The sequence below is a fragment of the Jeotgalibaca ciconiae genome (assembly GCF_003955755.1).
GTDB classification, from domain to species: Bacteria; Bacillota; Bacilli; order Lactobacillales; family Aerococcaceae; genus Jeotgalibaca; species Jeotgalibaca ciconiae.
The window spans coordinates 1,209,927-1,227,825 of sequence record NZ_CP034465.1 but is presented as its reverse complement, the minus strand read 5'-3'; the positions used below and the strand labels follow the sequence as shown (position 1 = coordinate 1,227,825).

16 protein-coding genes and 1 other annotated feature are annotated in these 17,899 nt (G+C 38.5%); of the genes, 15 read left to right on the top strand and 1 reads right to left on the bottom strand.

The annotated features are described in order from the left end of the window. The first annotated feature begins 59 nt into the window (after positions 1–59). The 15 genes from EJN90_RS05655 to rpoC all read left to right on the top strand — a co-directional run bounded on the left by EJN90_RS05655 (position 60) and on the right by rpoC (position 16,551). Positions 60–476 (top strand): NusG domain II-containing protein, encoded by a 417-nt coding sequence (locus tag EJN90_RS05655; RefSeq protein ID WP_126109369.1) that lies wholly within the window; start codon positions 60–62, stop codon positions 474–476. 32 nt (positions 477–508) lie between these two features. Beyond that, positions 509–1,483 (top strand): polyprenyl synthetase family protein, encoded by a 975-nt coding sequence (locus EJN90_RS05650; RefSeq protein ID WP_126109367.1) that lies wholly within the window; start codon positions 509–511, stop codon positions 1,481–1,483. Positions 1,484–1,691: 208 nt separating this feature from the next. Continuing rightward, positions 1,692–2,207 carry an FMN-binding protein gene (locus EJN90_RS05645; RefSeq protein ID WP_126109365.1) on the top strand — a complete coding sequence of 172 codons (516 nt, stop codon included), beginning with the start codon at positions 1,692–1,694 and terminating at the stop codon, positions 2,205–2,207. 177 nt (positions 2,208–2,384) lie between these two features. Beyond that, positions 2,385–3,446 carry an FAD:protein FMN transferase gene (locus tag EJN90_RS05640; RefSeq protein ID WP_126109363.1) on the top strand — a complete coding sequence of 354 codons (1,062 nt, stop codon included), beginning with the start codon at positions 2,385–2,387 and terminating at the stop codon, positions 3,444–3,446. A gap of 8 nt (positions 3,447–3,454) precedes the next feature. Next, positions 3,455–4,399, top strand: coding sequence for a 1,4-dihydroxy-2-naphthoate polyprenyltransferase (gene menA, locus EJN90_RS05635; RefSeq protein ID WP_126109361.1), 945 nt, complete (start codon positions 3,455–3,457; stop codon positions 4,397–4,399). Between the two features lie 139 nt (positions 4,400–4,538). Beyond that, positions 4,539–4,691, top strand: coding sequence for a 50S ribosomal protein L33 (gene rpmG / locus EJN90_RS05630; protein ID WP_126109359.1), 153 nt, complete (start codon positions 4,539–4,541; stop codon positions 4,689–4,691). Between the two features lie 24 nt (positions 4,692–4,715). Beyond that, positions 4,716–4,886 (top strand): preprotein translocase subunit SecE, encoded by a 171-nt coding sequence (gene secE / locus EJN90_RS05625; protein WP_126109357.1) that lies wholly within the window; start codon positions 4,716–4,718, stop codon positions 4,884–4,886. A 154-nt stretch (positions 4,887–5,040) separates the two neighbouring features. After that, the gene (gene nusG / locus EJN90_RS05620) at positions 5,041–5,589 is read left to right on the top strand and encodes a transcription termination/antitermination protein NusG (RefSeq protein WP_126109355.1); all 549 of its coding nucleotides are present in this window, start codon (positions 5,041–5,043) and stop codon (positions 5,587–5,589) included. A 228-nt stretch (positions 5,590–5,817) separates the two neighbouring features. After that, positions 5,818–6,243, top strand: a complete 426-nt coding sequence (gene rplK / locus EJN90_RS05615; protein WP_126109353.1) for a 50S ribosomal protein L11 — start codon at positions 5,818–5,820, stop codon at positions 6,241–6,243. Between the two features lie 111 nt (positions 6,244–6,354). Continuing rightward, positions 6,355–7,050, top strand: coding sequence for a 50S ribosomal protein L1 (rplA, locus tag EJN90_RS05610; RefSeq protein WP_126109351.1), 696 nt, complete (start codon positions 6,355–6,357; stop codon positions 7,048–7,050). A gap of 50 nt (positions 7,051–7,100) precedes the next feature. Continuing rightward, positions 7,101–7,227: a sequence feature (ribosomal protein L10 leader region), on the top strand. 35 nt (positions 7,228–7,262) lie between these two features. Further along, entirely contained in the window at positions 7,263–7,763 is a 501-nt protein-coding gene (rplJ, locus tag EJN90_RS05605; protein ID WP_126109349.1) for a 50S ribosomal protein L10, read from the top strand. Between the two features lie 103 nt (positions 7,764–7,866). Beyond that, positions 7,867–8,235: a 50S ribosomal protein L7/L12 gene (gene rplL / locus EJN90_RS05600; RefSeq protein WP_126109347.1), complete on the top strand. Its 369-nt coding sequence runs from the start codon at positions 7,867–7,869 to the stop codon at positions 8,233–8,235. Positions 8,236–8,354: 119 nt separating this feature from the next. Beyond that, positions 8,355–8,975, top strand: a complete 621-nt coding sequence (locus EJN90_RS05595) for a class I SAM-dependent methyltransferase (protein WP_126109345.1) — start codon at positions 8,355–8,357, stop codon at positions 8,973–8,975. Between the two features lie 248 nt (positions 8,976–9,223). Next, positions 9,224–12,769 (top strand): DNA-directed RNA polymerase subunit beta, encoded by a 3,546-nt coding sequence (rpoB, locus tag EJN90_RS05590; RefSeq protein ID WP_126109342.1) that lies wholly within the window; start codon positions 9,224–9,226, stop codon positions 12,767–12,769. A gap of 128 nt (positions 12,770–12,897) precedes the next feature. Beyond that, a complete protein-coding gene (rpoC, locus tag EJN90_RS05585; RefSeq protein WP_126109340.1) occupies positions 12,898–16,551 on the top strand; it encodes a DNA-directed RNA polymerase subunit beta' in 3,654 nt (1,217 codons plus the stop codon). A gap of 445 nt (positions 16,552–16,996) precedes the next feature. On the opposite strand, the gene EJN90_RS05580 is transcribed toward rpoC, so the two are convergent. Beyond that, positions 16,997–17,728, bottom strand: a complete 732-nt coding sequence (locus EJN90_RS05580) for a prepilin peptidase (protein WP_164544016.1) — start codon at positions 17,726–17,728, stop codon at positions 16,997–16,999. Positions 17,729–17,899 lie beyond the last annotated feature (171 nt).

The window sequence follows — 17,899 nt, the reverse complement described above, 5'->3', positions numbered from 1 at the left end:
CTCTCTTTTTTTGTTTATCTTGTAAGAAAGAAAATCCTCTAGAGGAGGCAAAAGATTTCATGATGAAATATATAAAAATGATTCGTCGTGGAGATGTAATCATCGTTTTGTTATTAATGATGGCATCTTTTTTACCGTTAGGAGTGTTTACCTACTATCAAGCCAAAGCGAATGATTCCGATTTGCAGGCAATTGTGAAGGTTGACGGTAAAGCAATGAAGGTCTTTGATTTAGTAGATGATGGAGAAACTGAAGCGTTCTACTATGTTGATGATCACGGTCACGAAAATGTCATCGTTCGAACTGGTACATCGGTTGAGATAACTGAAGCGAACTGTGGTGACCAAGTGTGTGTACGCATGAATGCAATTGATGCTGTGGGAGAGACGATTCTTTGTCTGCCGCATCGTTTGTTGGTCGAAGTAACATCCGATCAGCCAGTCGATAATATAGATGGTTTAGATGTCATTTCGTAAAAAAGGATTGAGACAGGGAGTGTGAAGGAAGCATGAAGATTCATCCAATGTGGGATGAGTATCCGGCCCTACGCAATGAGCTGGAAGCAACAATTTCGCTGATTGAAGAACATATTAGGATTAAAAATATAGAAGTACAAAATAAAATAAAAGAAATGTTGTTTTCTGGCGGAAAGTTATTACGTCCAGCCTACACCATTCTATTTTCACAATTTTCGAGCAAGCAAAATGTTGAAAAATCCAGAGCGCTCGCAGCAGCTGTTGAAGTACTGCATATGGCGACCTTGATTCACGATGATGTCATTGATGAATCGAATATTCGTCGCGGTCAAGCAACAATGAACGCTGCTTATAATAATCGGATCGCTGTTTATACAGGAGATTATCTATTTACAGTTTGTTTTAGGTTGCTTCAAGATTATGTGAATGAAGCAGGAGAAGTCCCCTTGGATACAAAAGGGATGGAGACCATTTTAATTGGTGAGTTAAATCAGATGTCAAAAAAATATGCGGTTAAAATGCGGATGCGGGACTACCTCAGTCAAGTAAAAGGCAAAACTGCGCAGCTGTTTGCTTTAAGTTGCTATTCCGGAGCATACAGCCGTGATGAGAAATTCGCTAAACAGGCTTATCAGATTGGAAATAATATTGGTATGGCCTTTCAAATTACTGATGATATTCTAGATTATTCTTATGATGCTAAAAAAATTGGCAAACCGCCTATGCAAGATTTACGAAACGGTATTTATACTGCCCCATTACTGTATGCGATGGAGACGAAGAAAAAAGAAATCGAACCGTATCTTCTGAAAAAAGAATCCATTACGGATGAAGAATTATTGCAAGTTCTTAAGATTGTAGAAGAATCGGGCGGCATTGAAAAAGCACGTGAATTAGCAGCGAAATATACCAATAAAGCTTTGAAACAAATCAAGAATTTACCGGATGTTGATGCGAAGATATCGATATCGCGTATTACTGAGCAAATGCTGCAAAGAAATTTTTAGGGAAATGCAGAAAAGAAAAGGGTTTATATTTTTCAAAGTGAGAATTTAATAAAAAAACAGAAAAAAATAACGCTGTTTTTCTCATCCTTTAGAGATTTTAATTGCAATGGCTTCTTGTAGATGGTAATATAACGGTGTAATGAATTTGTGAAGTTTTTGGCAGGTGGGCCACTGGCTTTACAACAAAAATAAAAAAGGTGGTATTTACATGGCTTTTAATAAAAAACTATCCGTATGGACATTAACTTTAGCATCTACTCTTCTTTTAGCAGCTTGTGGAAGCGGAGATACTGAAACAGATACTGGTACTGTTTCAGATTCATCAGCAGAATCAGCAGTAGGTACTGATGAAGTAACAGGTTTGCAAGATGGTACTTATAAATTGGTAGAAAAAAACTTAGATGACAATGGTTGGAAAGTTGACTTCACAATTGAAGTGACAGATGGAGAAATCTCATCATCTGATTATGACTACTTAAATGAAGCTGGCGAAAAGAAATCTGAAGACGAAGGTTACCAAACAGCTATGGCTGACAAAGTTGGTACTGGTCCACAAGATTACTTGCCAGAATTAAACGAACAATTAGTTGAAAAACAAGATCCTGCTGAAGTAGAAGTTGTAACTGGAGCTACACATTCTTCTGAAAACTTCAAAGTATACGCACAACAATTAGTTGATGCAGCTAAAGAAGGAAACACAGAAACAATCGAAATCGATAACTAATTCTATTTTTAACAAATAGTAAAAGTAAATACAAAGATTTGAAGAGGGCTGGGACATTTGTCCAGCTCTTTTTTGCGGTGAAGATTTTATAAATTTGATAGAAAGTGGGACTTGTCCTGCTTTTCTAATTTGCGTGTTAGAATTAAGCAACAGATTTTTTAATAAGGAGTGGATGGAATGCGAAATTCTCGCAGTGTTTCTCGATTATTTCTAGCTCTTATTCTTATTGCGGTTGTCTTAACCGGATGCGGTGGGAATAAGACAGAAAAACTACGCAAGCAAGCATATGAAAATACAGAGTTTTTGATGGGGACGTATGTTACGTTACGTATTTTTAATGAAGGAAAAGAAGAAACATTAGAAAAGGGCTTTGCTCTTGTTCGCGATCTTGCTGATAAAATTACAGGTGAGACAATGGATTCAGAAATATCCGCAATTAATGAGGCGGCAGGTGAGCATCCTGTTGCCGTTTCGGAAGAAGTCTATGAATTATTGAAGATTGCGGATGAATACAGCGACGAAGTGGGTGGCCAGTTTAATTATGCGATTGGTTCCATTACGAACTTGTGGCGCATCGGTTTTGATGATGCTCGAAAACCATCCCAAGAAGAAATCGATCAGGCTTTACAATCAATTGATTTTACAAGAGTAGAATTTAATGATGAAGACCATTCTGTTTTTTTGCCGGATGAAAATATGGAACTTGACTTAGGCGCGATTGCAAAAGGCTATATGACTGATCAGGTTCACGAGTTGTTTTTAGAAGAGGGTATTACAAGTGCCATTATTGATTTAGGCGGGAATGTGTTTGTGATGGGAGGCTCTCCAAGTCGAGATGGAGAAGTTTGGAATGTGGGAATTCAAGATCCACTCGCAGAGCGCGGTGAAAGCATCGGTTCCACTCAACAAACAGATCGATCCATCGTTACTTCTGGTATCTATGAGCGCTATATAGAAGTGGACGGTCAAGTTTATCATCATCTCATGAATCCAAATACAGGTTACCCTTTTGATAACGAAATTGCAGGAATTTCTATTATTTCCGAAAAATCCGTTGACGGTGATGCTCTTTCGACCTTGGTATTCGGCTTAGGACTGGAAGCTGGGCTCGATTACGTGAATGGCCGCAACGATGTTGATGCAGTCTTTATTACAAAAGATAAAGAAGTTTACCTTTCCGATGGAATAAAAGAGAACTTTCAATTAACAAATGAAGCATACACATTAATGGAAGAGTAGGTGTATAAATGTTAACTTTGCCAATTTTTTTAGAACTTGTGGAAATAAAAACGAAATTAGCTAGTCTTTTTCCTTTTTTATTAGGAATGCTATATGCTTCTTATCATTTTTCTTCTTTTAATTTTTTTAATACCTTACTATTTTTTATAGCGATGATTGTGTTTGATATGGCGACAACTGCGATTAATAACACAATGGACTATGTCAAAGCAAAAAATACGCTGTATCGTAATGAAGAGAATATTTTAGGGAAAGCGGGCATTTCTGTTAAGAAAGCAACGCAATTAATTATTGGAATGGTGAGCTTTGCAGCTGTTGTCGGCTTGGTGCTTACCTACCGTACGAATGTATTGTTGCTTATATTAGGGATAGTTTGCTTTTTAGTAGGGATTTTTTATACATTCGGTCCTTTTCCGATATCGCGAATGCCGTTAGGTGAAGTGTTATCTGGGATTACGATGGGATTTGGTATTTTCTTCATCGCAGTATTTATTAATGTACCGGAGAGTTATTTAATGTATTTGAGCGTAGATTGGCCGCTTTTCTCTCTAGAAGGAAATATCGTCTCCGTTTTAGTCGTATTCTTAAACTCTTTGCCGTTAGTTTTTACAATAGCGAATATTATGTTAGCGAATAACATTTGTGATTACGAAACAGATATTAGCAACCATCGTTACACGCTTGTCTATTATATTGGTAAATCGATTGCTTTGAAGGTGTATGCAATTTTATACTACAGCGTCTTTGTGGCCATTGTGCTAGCAGTGTTATTAGGAACCACTACACCATGGATGCTTGCAGTTTTATTACTTTTTCCGCTGATTCAAAGAAACATCAAGCGTTTTGTAGCAAATCCTGATAAGGCGACAACATTCGGCATTGCAATAAAAAATCTTGTTTTGCTTCACTCCTTACAGATCGTCTTATTGATCATTGGGATTATTTTTAGTTAAGAGAAAAAGTTGATTGACAAGAAAGGCTGATACCTCTACTATTAAAGGGTATCTTTATTTACCTAAAGAAATTTATAAAAATCCGATTAAATAAAAAACTTTCGTAAGTTTTGTAATTAATGAAGAGAGGTGAGCGACGATGGTTCACAAAAACGCTGCGCTAGCTTGTACTGTATGTGGTTCAAGAAATTACACCATTACACCTACTGAAAAAAGTCGCACAAAACGATTAGAAGTTAAAAAGTTTTGTAGATACTGCGCAAAACATACCCTGCATAAAGAAACGAAATAATTTTAAAAGAGGAGTGAGTACTCTATGAAATTCTTGAAAAGCGTTAAAGACGAAATGAAGCAAGTAACTTGGCCAACTGGAAAAGAACTTTCTAAATACACAAGTACAGTAGTGGTAACGGTTCTGCTATTCGCTGCCTTTTTTGCAGTTGTGGATTTTGGGATTACTGAATTGTTAGGTTTAATTATGAATTAATTTTACTCCCGTTAAATAGGGAAATATGGTAAAATGATGTTTGTTTTGCTATAATATGGACGATAAAGAAAAACCTTTCTAAAACTGAAAGGTTTTTTTATATACGATAAATCAATACTAACTAGCTGACAAATAAAAGAAAGAAGTGAGATTATTGGAAACTGTTGAGAACGAAAAGAGTTGGTATGTTTTACATACTTATTCTGGATACGAAAATAAAGTAAAAATGAACCTTGAGTCTCGTGCACAAAGTATGAACATGGAAAATCATATTTTTCGTGTGGTTGTGCCGGAAGAAGAAGAAGTAGAAATAAAAGATGGGGAAGAAAAGAAGAAAGTTCACAAAACTTTCCCAGGTTATGTGCTAGTTGAGATGATCATGTCGGATGAATCTTGGTATGTGGTACGTAACACACCAGGTGTAACAGGATTTGTTGGCTCTCACGGCGCGGGAAGCAAGCCGGCTCCTCTATTACCTGATGAAATTGAGTGGATTCTAAAACGCATGGGTATGAGTACGCGTATACATGATACAAACTTCGAAAAAGGTGAGAGTGTGACAATCACTGAAGGAGCATTCAATAACTTGTCAGGTATCGTAGAAGAAGTAGATTCTGAAAAAGGTAAATTAAAAGTACTAATCGAAATGTTCGGCCGGGAAACGATTGCTGAATTAGATTACGATCAAGTAGATAAAATATAAAAACAAAGAGGCAGGAGGAAGGCATTTTATGTTTTCTTCCTGTTTGTATCTATGCTTTGAAGTTTTGACAAGACTCGTTTACACAGTTAATAAAAAAATGCTTAAATACTTGCAAAGCGAAAAAAAATCTGCTATAATTCATCAGTGCGTTTAGGCGTATGATAAGTGTGGGAGGGGAAATCTTAACCCCATTAAACCACATCACGAACAATCAAGGAGGTATGTATCGTGGCTAAAAAAGTTATGAAATTAGTTAAGTTGCAAATTCCTGCAGGTAAGGCATCCCCTGCTCCACCAGTAGGTCCTGCATTAGGTCAAGCTGGCGTGAACATTATGGGATTCTGTAAAGAATTTAATGCTCGCACTCAAGAACAAGCAGGAATGATTATTCCGGTTGTAATCACTGTGTTTGAAGATCGTTCATTCACATTCATTACAAAAACTCCTCCAGCTCCAGTGTTACTTAAAAAAGCAGCTGGATTGGATAAGGCATCCGGAGAACCAAACAAAAATAAAGTTGGCTCTGTAACTCGTGATCAAGTAAAAGAAATTGCTGAAGTAAAAATGCAAGATTTAAATGCAGCAGACGTAGAAGCTGCTATGCGTATGGTCGAAGGTACTGCTCGTTCAATGGGTATTACTATTCAAGACTAATAATCAAGCAGCTTCTCATGCAGCTTTTTGCTTATCTTCTATTATAGTAAGAAGGCAAAAACTGTAAGTGGGAGGTAGAACCGTTAAAACCACAATCAAGGAGGAAATAACATGGCTAAAAAAAGTAAACAATTCCGTGCTGCTCTTGAGAAAGTAGAAAAAACAAAAAATTATACTGCTGAAGAAGCATTAGCATTGGTAAAAGAAGTTGACTTTGCTAAATTCGATGCAACAATTGAAGTTGCATACCGTTTAGGCATTGACACTCGTAAAAATGATCAACAAATCCGTGGGGCAGTTGTATTACCGCATGGTACTGGTAAAACACAACGCGTATTAGTGTTTGCTAAAGGCGAAAAAGCTAAAGAAGCTGAAGCTGCTGGAGCAGACTACGTTGGAGAAGCAGACTTGGCTCAAAAAATCCAAGGCGGCTGGTTCGACTTTGACGTTGTTGTAGCAACCCCTGATATGATGGGTGAAGTAGGCCGTCTAGGTCGCGTATTAGGACCTAAAGGCTTAATGCCAAACCCTAAAACTGGAACAGTTACAATGGACGTAACAAAAGCTGTTGAAGAAATCAAAGCTGGTAAAGTTACATACCGTGCTGATAAGCAAGGTAACATCCATGTTCCAATCGGAAAGGTATCTTTTGATAACGAAAAATTAATTGAAAACTTCCGCACAATCCATGATGTAGTTTTGCGTGCTAAACCAGCATCTGCAAAAGGACAATACATCAAAAACTTGAGCGTTGCTTCTACGTTTGGACCTGGTGTCAAAGTAGATTCAAACTCATTTGGTAAATAATTTTAAAATATAACTTGACCTAGGTGGTTGTCTCTGGTACAATCATCTAGGTTAAAATATATGTCTTGCCGAAGACAGCAGGGGGCAATTGCCTTAATCATCCTGCCGAGGAAGAATCCAGTTCATAAACAATGGATCCTCTATGTCTAGGTGGCATAGAGTTTTTTGTTTTACAAAAAATTCTATTCGAATCTCAGGAGGTGAACGATAAGATGAGTGAAGCTGCTATCGCTAAAAAACAACTACTAGTTGAAGATGCTACAGCTAAATTGCAAGAATCTGCTTCAGTTGTCGTAGTTGATTACTTAGGTCTTACTGTTGCAGAGGTGACAGATCTAAGAAAACAATTGCGTGATGCTGGCGTAGAAATGAAAGTGTTGAAAAACTCAGTTATTTCTCGTGCTGCAGAAGCTGCAGGTCTAGAAGGAATGGGAGACATTTTTAAAGGACCTACTGCTGTTGCATTCAGTACAGAAGATGTTGTAGCGCCTGCTAAAATTATTGCAGATTTTGCTAAACAAGCAGATAATTTAGAAATCAAAGGTGGCGTTATCGAAGGCAAAGTTTCTTCTAAAGAAGAAATCGAAGCTCTTGCTAAATTGCCAAACCGCGAAGGAATGTTGTCTATGTTGCTTTCAGTATTACAAGCACCTGTACGCAACTTTGCATTGGCTGTTAAAGCAGTATCTGAAAAAGATAACGAAGCTGCATAACAAAAAGTGTGTTCAAAAAGGAACACATCAACAAGCTTGTTTTATTTAAACAAGTAAAAATACAAATCCTATAAAAAAACGAAAATAATGGAGGAAATTAAAAATGGCATTGAATGTAGAACAAATTATTGCTGACATTAAAGAAGCAACAGTTCTTGAATTGAACGACTTAGTTAAAGCAATCGAAGAAGAATTTGGTGTAACGGCAGCAGCTCCTGTAGCAGCAGCTGGTGGCGCTGGTGAAGCAGCAGCTGAAGAACAAACAGAATTTAACGTAGAATTAACTTCTGCTGGAGATTCTAAAATCAAAGTTATTAAAGTTGTTCGTGAAGCAACTGGCCTTGGCTTGAAAGAAGCTAAAGCATTAGTTGACGGAGCACCTGGCGTAATCAAAGAAGGTCTATCTAAAGAAGACGCTGAAGCTTTGAAAGCTCAATTAGAAGAAGTTGGAGCAGGCGTAGAAGTTAAATAATCTTCTGCTTGCAACTAGGGCTGGAACCCATGTTCCAGCCCTTCTTTTTGGACTAAATTCAATCTGCAGGTTAATATTATTTCAAATGAGAATGATTCTGGTAAAAGGGAGTGAAAGTGATGTCTGATCATTACTATACAAAAAATCCAAATGCCAAAAGCGATGAAACAACATGGACCTTTTCATTACGAGGAAAAGAGTTTCGTTTTATAACGGACTCAGGTGTTTTCTCTAAAAATACGGTAGATTTTGGATCTCGTTTGTTAATTGATTCTTTTGAGCTGGCAGAAGGAACGACAGGCAATCTTTTGGACGTTGGATGTGGATATGGGCCAATCGGCCTTTCGCTTGCAACACTGTATCCGAAAAGAACGATTGAAATGGTAGATGTGAATGAGCGTGCGTTGGATTTAACTCGTCGAAATGCTCAAGCTAATCAAGTGGCGAACGTAAAAATTTATGCTTCATCCATGTATGACCAAGTAAATGAGAAGAGCCGTTTTGCGGCAATCATAACGAACCCTCCAATTAGAGCTGGGAAAAAAATCGTTCACGAGATTTTAAGTAAAGCCTATGATTACTTAGAGGATAATGGAACCTTAACTGCTGTTATCCAAAAAAAACAAGGAGCACCTAGCGCTCAACAAAAGATGCAAGATGTTTTCGGTAATGCAGAAGTGGTTGCTCGCGATAAAGGTTACTGGATTATTCGAAGCCAAAAAGTTGTTGACAATCATTGATAAATGCTATATTATAGAAATACTGTAGACACATTAGATATGAGTGGAATTCGGTTGAAATATTGTCCAACCGCGATTCTTGAAGACAAAAAACAAAAGACAGAGTAATTTTTCATTGAAATTGCATCGTTCTTTTGGTTTTTTTTTGTCAAAAATCAGGTCGTTACAGTCGATTGTTAGCTGAATGTAACATTTGTAATGAAAATGTAATGTTTAGTTTTAGTATCTCTAGTCAAATTTTATGAGGGGTGAAGAAGTTGTTAGGACACAATGTTAAATACGGGAAACATCGTACCCGCAGAAGTTATTCACGTATCAGTGAAGTTTTAGAACTTCCCAACCTGATTGAACTTCAAACGGATTCTTACCAATGGTTCTTAGAAAAAGGACTACGAGAAATGTTTAGTGATATTTCTCCAATTGAAGATCATACAGGTAACTTAGCCTTAGATTTTTTGGATTATGAACTGCATGAACCAAAATATACAGTAGCAGAAGCGCGTCAACACGATGCAAACTACTCAGCTCCTATTTATGTGAAGCTTCGTTTAATTAATAAAGAAACGGGCGAAATTAAAGATCAAGAAGTATTCTTTGGTGATTTCCCACTAATGACAGAAATGGGGACATTCATTATCAACGGTGCGGAACGTGTTATCGTTTCTCAATTGGTACGTTCTCCAGGAGTCTACTTCCACAACAAGATTGACAAAAATGGAAAAGAAACATTCGGAAATACCATGATTCCCAACCGTGGAGCGTGGATGGAATTTGAAACTGACGCAAAAGACATTTCTTATGTTCGTATCGACCGTACGCGTAAAATTCCATTAACGGTATTAATCCGTGCACTAGGATTTGGATCAGATGATCAAATCTTAGAGATTTTTGGTAACAACGACAGCTTAAAACTAACAATCGAAAAAGATGTTCATAAAGTTTCTTCTGATTCAAGAACCGAAGAAGGCTTGAAAGATATCTATGAGCGTCTTCGTCCAGGTGAGCCGAAAACGGCAGACAGCTCGCGTAATCTCCTTTATGCACGTTTCTTCGATCCAAGAAGATATGACTTAGCGCCTGTTGGACGTTACAAATTAAACAAAAAATTAAATATCAAAACACGACTTTACAATCAAATTCTTGCTGAAACACTAGTTGACCCTGAAACAGGAGAAATTCTTGCTGAAAAAGGTACCGAATTAAACCGTGAAGTAATGGATAAACTAGGCAGTTATTTGGACAATGGTCTAAACGAAGTTGTCTTGCATCCATCGGAGGATGGTGTAGTAACTGAACCTGTTCATGTTCAAGTAGTAAAAGTTTATTCAAAAGCAGATCCTGAGAAAGAAATTAATATTATTGGGAATGGTGAAGTTGCAGAAGATATTAAACATCTAACAACAGCAGATGTTTTTGCTTCTATCAATTACTTCTTTAATCTTTATGAAGGTTTAGGAAATATTGATGATATTGACCACTTAGGGAATCGTCGTATTCGTTCAGTAGGTGAATTATTACAAAATCAATTCCGTATTGGATTATCCCGTATGGAACGTGTGGTTCGTGAAAGAATGTCTATCCAAGATGTTTCAACAATTACCCCTCAACAATTGATTAATATTCGCCCTGTTGTTGCTTCAATCAAAGAATTCTTTGGTTCTTCCCAGTTATCTCAATTTATGGACCAAACCAATCCTTTGGGTGAATTGACGCATAAACGTCGTCTATCTGCACTGGGACCTGGTGGTTTAACGCGTGACCGTGCTGGATATGAAGTTCGTGACGTTCACTATTCTCACTACGGCCGCATGTGTCCGATTGAAACTCCTGAAGGACCTAACATCGGGTTAATTAACAGCTTGTCTTCTTATGCGAAAATTAACGACTATGGTTTCATTGAAACTCCTTATCGCCGTGTTGATTGGAATACCCACAAAGTTACGGATACAATCGATTATTTAACAGCTGATGAGGAAGATAATTTTGTGGTTGCCCAAGCAAACTCTTTGTTAAACGAAGATGGCAGCTTTGCAAATGATATTGTTATGGCTCGTTATATTCATGATAACTTGGAAGTTCCGATTGAACGCGTCGATTACATGGACGTTTCTCCAAAACAAGTTGTTGCCGTTGCGACAGCGTGTATTCCTTTCTTGGAAAACGATGACTCCAACCGTGCGCTAATGGGAGCGAACATGCAGCGTCAAGCTGTTCCATTAATCAATCCTAAGTCTCCGCTTATTGGAACAGGGATGGAATATAAAGCAGCTCATGACTCTGGTGCGGCTCTTTTGTGTAATAACGATGGCGTTGTGGAGTATGTAGATGCAAACGAAATTCGCGTACGCCGCGAAGATGGCGCGTTAGATAAGTACAATGTAATTAAGTTCCAACGTTCAAACTCGGGTACTTGTTATAACCAACGTCCAATTATTAGCGTGGGCGAAGAAGTTGAAAAAGGCGATATTTTAGCGGATGGACCTTCTATGGAACAAGGCGAAATGGCTTTAGGACAAAATATACTTGTTGCCTTCATGACATGGGAAGGTTACAACTATGAAGATGCCGTTATCATGAATGAACGTCTAGTAAAAGATGATGTTTATACATCGATTCATATTGAAGAGTATGAGTCAGAAGCTCGTGATACAAAGCTTGGACCGGAAGAAATTACTCGTGAAATTCCTAACGTTGGGGAAGACGCTTTGAAGGACTTAGACGAACGCGGTATTATCCGTATTGGTGCGGAAGTTCGCGATAATGATATTCTAGTAGGGAAAGTAACACCTAAAGGGGTAACAGAACTTTCTGCAGAAGAACGTCTGTTACATGCCATCTTTGGTGAAAAAGCTCGTGAAGTACGTGATACCTCACTTCGTGTTCCACACGGGGGCGGCGGTATTGTTCATGATGTGAAAGTCTTTACTCGTGAAGCAGGCGATGAGTTATCTCCAGGTGTGAACTTATTGGTTCGTGTTTATATCGTTCAAAAACGTAAAATCAGCGAAGGAGATAAAATGGCTGGGCGACATGGTAATAAAGGGGTTGTATCCCGAATTATGCCGGAAGAAGATATGCCTTATATGCCAGACGGCACGCCAGTTGATATTATGTTGAATCCACTTGGGGTTCCATCACGTATGAATATTGGACAAGTATTAGAACTGCACTTAGGAATGGCTGCTCGTCAACTAGGTATTCATATTGCAACTCCAGTTTTTGATGGAGCAAATGAAGAAGATGTATGGGGAACTGTAGAAGAAGCTGGAATGGCGAAAGATGCAAAAACAGTTCTTTATGACGGTCGTACAGGAGAACCGTTTGACAACCGTATTTCTGTCGGAATCATGTATTACTTGAAACTCTCCCATATGGTGGATGACAAGCTGCATGCTCGTTCAACAGGGCCTTACTCTCTGGTTACACAACAACCACTAGGAGGAAAAGCACAATTTGGTGGACAACGTTTTGGAGAAATGGAAGTTTGGGCATTGGAAGCATATGGTGCTGCTTATACCCTTCAAGAAATTCTAACTTACAAATCAGATGACGTTGTTGGTCGTGTGAAGACATACGAAGCGATTGTTAAAGGCGAGACAATTCCGAAACCTGGTGTACCAGAATCTTTCCGTGTGTTGGTAAAAGAGTTACAAGCACTAGGATTGGATATGAAGGTATTAGATGAAAATAAAGAAGAAATCGAATTGCGCGACATGGACGAAGAAGATGACGTGGTAAACTTCGAACGGTTAAACAAGCAAACAGAAGTTAAAAAAGAATCAGAAGAAGAGTAAGTATCGTTGAACAAGGAACCTGAAGATGTTCCTTGTTCCTATCCTGTTTTTCGTGCAGTAAACTTCAGTGCACATGATAAGTAAGATGAGCATATTGGGCAGCTCAACAGAAAAGGGAGGGAAGCCCCTTGATAGATGTAAATAATTTTGAACAAATGCAAATCTCTTTGGCTTCACCTGATAAAATCCGTAGCTGGTCTTACGGGGAAGTCAAAAAACCAGAGACAATTAACTACAGAACATTAAAACCCGAAAAAGAGGGTCTTTTCTGTGAAAGAATCTTTGGTCCACAAAAAGACTGGAAATGTTCTTGTGGAAAATATAATGGGATTCGCTATAAAGGAATCGTCTGTGACCGTTGTGGAGTAGAAGTTACTCGTTCAAAAGTACGTCGTGAACGTATGGCTCACATCGAATTAGCAGCTCCTGTTACACATGTATGGTACTTTAAAGGAATTCCAAGTCGTATGGGTCTTGTATTGGATATGAGTCCTCGTGCGCTAGAAGAAATTATTTATTTTGCGAGTTACGTTGTAATTGAACCAGGTGACGCTACTTTAGAAGCGAAGCAATTACTGACAGAACGTGAATACCGTGAAAAACGTGCACAATATGGAAATAGTTTCCATGCAGCAATGGGTGCGGAAGCAATTAAACAGTTGCTTCAGCGTGTAGACTTAGAAGCAGAGTGTGAAGAGCTGAAAGAAGCTTTGAAAACTGCAACGGGTCAAAAACGTACACGTGCAATCCGTCGTTTAGATATATTGGATGCATTCCGCGTTTCCGGTAATAAACCGGAATGGATGGTAATGGACGTTGTTCCAGTTATTCCTCCGGATCTACGTCCGATGGTTCAATTAGAAGGTGGACGTTTTGCAACAAGTGATTTGAACGATTTATATCGTCGTGTGATTAACCGTAACAACCGTTTGAAACGTTTGTTAGATTTGAATGCACCTAATATTATCGTGCAAAACGAAAAACGTATGCTTCAAGAAGCAGTTGATGCCTTGATTGATAATGGTCGCCGTGGCCGTCCAGTTGTTGGACCAGGAAACCGTCCATTAAAATCCTTATCTCATATGTTGAAAGGGAAACAAGGTCGTTTCCGTCAAAACTTGCTAGGTAAGCGTGTAGACTATTCCGGTCGTTCCGTTATCGTTGTAGGACCATTCTTGAAAATGTATCAATGTGGTCTGCCAAAAGAAATGGCTTTGGAATTGTTCAAACCATTTTTGATGAAAGAGCTTGTTCAACGTGAGTTAGCTGGAAACATTAAAAATGCGAAGCGTAAGATTGAGCGTATGGATGATGATGTTTGGGATGTATTAGAAGAAGTGATTCGTGAACATCCTGTACTTCTGAACCGTGCACCTACTTTGCATAGATTAGGTATCCAAGCTTTTGAGCCTGTACTTGTTGAAGGAAAAGCGATTCGTTTACATCCGTTAGTGTGTGAAGCTTATAACGCTGACTTTGACGGGGACCAAATGGCGGTCCACGTTCCACTAAGTGAAGAAGCACAAGCAGAAGCACGATTGTTGATGCTTGCCGCACAAAACATCTTGAATCCAAAAGATGGAAAGCCAGTTGTTACCCCTTCTCAAGATATGGTTTTAGGAAACTATTACTTAACAATGGAAGAAAAAGGTGCAGTTGGGGAAGGAATGATTTTCTCTACTCCAAACGAAGTGGAAATGGCTTATCGAAATGGTTATGTGCATTTGCATACTCGTATTGCTTTGTATACAAAATCATTGCCTGCCAAACCATGGAAAGAAAATCAAAAAGATAAATTATTAGTAACAACAGTTGGGAAAGTTATGTTCAATGCAATCATGCCGGACGAATTCCCTTATCTAAATGAACCAACACAAGGCAACTTAGAAGAAGCAACTCCTGATAAATACTTTATTGATTCAAGCGTGAATGTAAAAGAATTTATTGAAAATCAAGAAATTATTGGACCATTCAAGAAGAAAAATCTCGGGAATATCATTGCTGCTGTGTTTAAGAAGTTCCAAGTAACGGAAACTTCGAGAATGCTGGATAAGATGAAAGACTTAGGCTACAGCATTTCTACTCGTTCAGGTATTACAGTAGGAATGGCGGACATTATCGTTCTTAAATCGAAAAAAGAAATCATTGATAAGGCTCATAAACAAGTAGAAGCTACTACAAGACAATTCCGTCGTGGTTTGATTTCTGACGATGAGCGTTACAACAATGTTATTAATACTTGGAACCAGGCAAAAGACTTAATTCAAGCAGAACTGATGAAGTCCTTGCGCCAAGAAAATCCAATCTTTATGATGAGTGACTCTGGAGCTCGTGGGAACATCTCGAACTTTACTCAGCTTGCAGGTATGCGTGGATTGATGGCATCTCCAAGTGGGAAAATCATGGAATTGCCGGTTATTTCAAACTTCCGTGAAGGACTATCTGTTTTGGAAATGTTCTCCTCTACTCATGGGGCTCGTAAAGGTATGACTGATACGGCTCTGAAAACCGCTGACTCGGGTTACTTAACTCGTCGTCTGGTTGATGTGGCGCAAGATGTAATTGTTCGTGACGATGATTGTGGTACAGATGGTGGTTTAGATATTACTTCAATTCGTGAAGGAAACGAAGTAATTGAATCATTGGAAGAACGTTTGATTGGTCGTTATGCACAAAAAGCAATTAAGCATCCAGAAACTGGAGAAGTATTGGTTGCGCATAATGAATTAATTACAGAAGACAGAGCAAGAGAAATTGTTGATGTCGGTATTGAAAAAGTAACGATACGTTCTGTATTTACATGTAATACACGTCATGGTGTATGTAAGTATTGTTATGGTATGAACTTAGCTACTGGTAACGAAGTTGAAGTTGGAGAAGCAGTTGGTACAATTGCTGCTCAATCAATTGGTGAACCAGGTACTCAGTTGACCATGCGTACTTTCCATACGGGTGGGGTTGCCGGTGATGATATCACTCAAGGTTTACCTCGTATTCAAGAAATCTTTGAAGCACGTAATCCAAAAGGACAAGCTGTTATTACAGAAGTTACGGGTGATGTCATTTCAATCGACGAGAATGCTGCAGAACGTTCGAAAGAAGTAACCGTTAAAGGTATCACCGATACACGCACTTACTCTGTTCCTTTTACAGGACGTATGAAAGTGCAAGAAGGCGACTTTGTTCATCGTGGAGATCCATTGACAGAAGGGTCGATCGAACCGAAAGAACTATTACGGGTACGTGATGTGTTATCTGTTGAAACTTACTTGCTGCGTGAAGTACAAAAAGTATATCGTATGCAAGGGGTAGAGATTGGCGACAAACACGTTGAAGTAATGGTTCGCCAAATGTTGCGTAAAGTACGTATCATGGACCCAGGTTCAACTGAAATCTTACCAGGTACATTGATGGATATTGCTGACTTTACTGATCGAAATGCTGCAAGTATTCGAGCAGGCGAAGTTCCTGCAACTGCCCGTCCAGTATTACTAGGTATAACGAAAGCTTCCTTGGAAACAAACAGCTTCTTATCTGCTGCATCCTTCCAGGAAACAACACGTGTTCTTACTGATGCTGCATTACGTGGTAAGACAGATGATTTACTAGGTCTAAAAGAAAATGTTATTATCGGGAAAACAATCCCTGCTGGTACGGGTATGGCTCGTTACCGCAAGATGTCTCCTCAGCCTGTTAATACAGGAACTTCAAGTGTTTACAGCATCAATGATGCAAAAAATAATGAAGCTTCTCTAGCAGCGACAGATAACATAGAAGAATAAACTAAAACTCCTATAAAGTGGTACGCCACTTTTATAGGAGTTTTTTTGTAGACTAGGGGATTATAAGTTCAGCCATCAATGTCTAGCTCCCAAGTCCTGACCTAGTGAAAAAAAGATAAATTTGGCCCATTGCGCGCTTCGCTGCTCATTCAGGGTCAAATTTTCTATTTTTTCATAGGTCAAGGCGGACTTGTCCGCTTTTCTTATAGACTAGGGGATTATAAGTTCAGCCATCAATGTCTAGCTCCCAAGTCCTGACCTAGTGAAAAAAAGATAAATTTGGCCCATTGCGCGCTTCGCTGCTCATTCAGGGTCAAATTTCCTATTTTTTCATAGGCCAAGGCGGACTTGTCCGCTTTTCTTACCATTAATGTCTAAAAATCACAGACCGTCTCTGTGAAATTAAAGAACTCGTAACCGTTGTGCATACCGTATCTACAAGCAGCTAAAGCTGCAAAATCCCCTCCTTAATGAGCCAAAAGCTTATGACAAGAAAAGGGCCAAAAGGAATGGGAGAAGAAAGATTACGTTTATAAAAAAAATGACTAAAGGAAATAGATAATAGTCCAAGAAGCGCAGCAAAGCAAAGGACAAAAGAAGCGTTATAAAACCCCAAGTTTAAACCAAACAAACTCATTAACTTGATATCTCCTCCCCCTAAACCCTCTGGAACCATGGCACTGGCTAAAAAGCCGACTGCAAACATTCCTACTAATCCATAAAGGCAGCTCTTATCAAATGAAGCTCCGCTTAAGTAGCGATCCACCAACAAAAGAAGAAATAGGATGACTTGCAGTGAATCGGGAATGATAAAATATTGCTGATCAATGGCTGCTATAAGAAATAGTATGCTGTAAAGAAACATGTAAAATAAAAACATTCTTGGCGAAGTGATATAATGTAGTCCGTTCTGAATGAAAAAAATGCCGCCAACAAGTTCGAATATACAATAAGCGGCTGAAAGACTGTGACCGCAATAACGGCAACGGCCTTTTAAATAAAAATAAGAGAAAACAGGAAACAAATCCCAAAAACCTAAACGGGTATGACAGCTCTCGCACTTTGAACGTGTCCAAACAACTTTTTCTCTACGTGGAATACGCGCTGCTAACAGATAGTAGAAAGAAGCAAAAGAACTGCCGATAAAAAATAAATACGCATAATAAATAAAGTTCATACAAACACATCCTTTCATATATAAAGTACGCAAAAATATAGCAAACCTTTTTAAAATATTGATCAGGAGTTCTTTTAAGAAAAATGAAAGAAAACTTATCTTTTCAGAGATAGAAAAATCGATATAATAGTAGATAGAGTTAGTCTTCCATAGGACAGAAAACGATCTTTG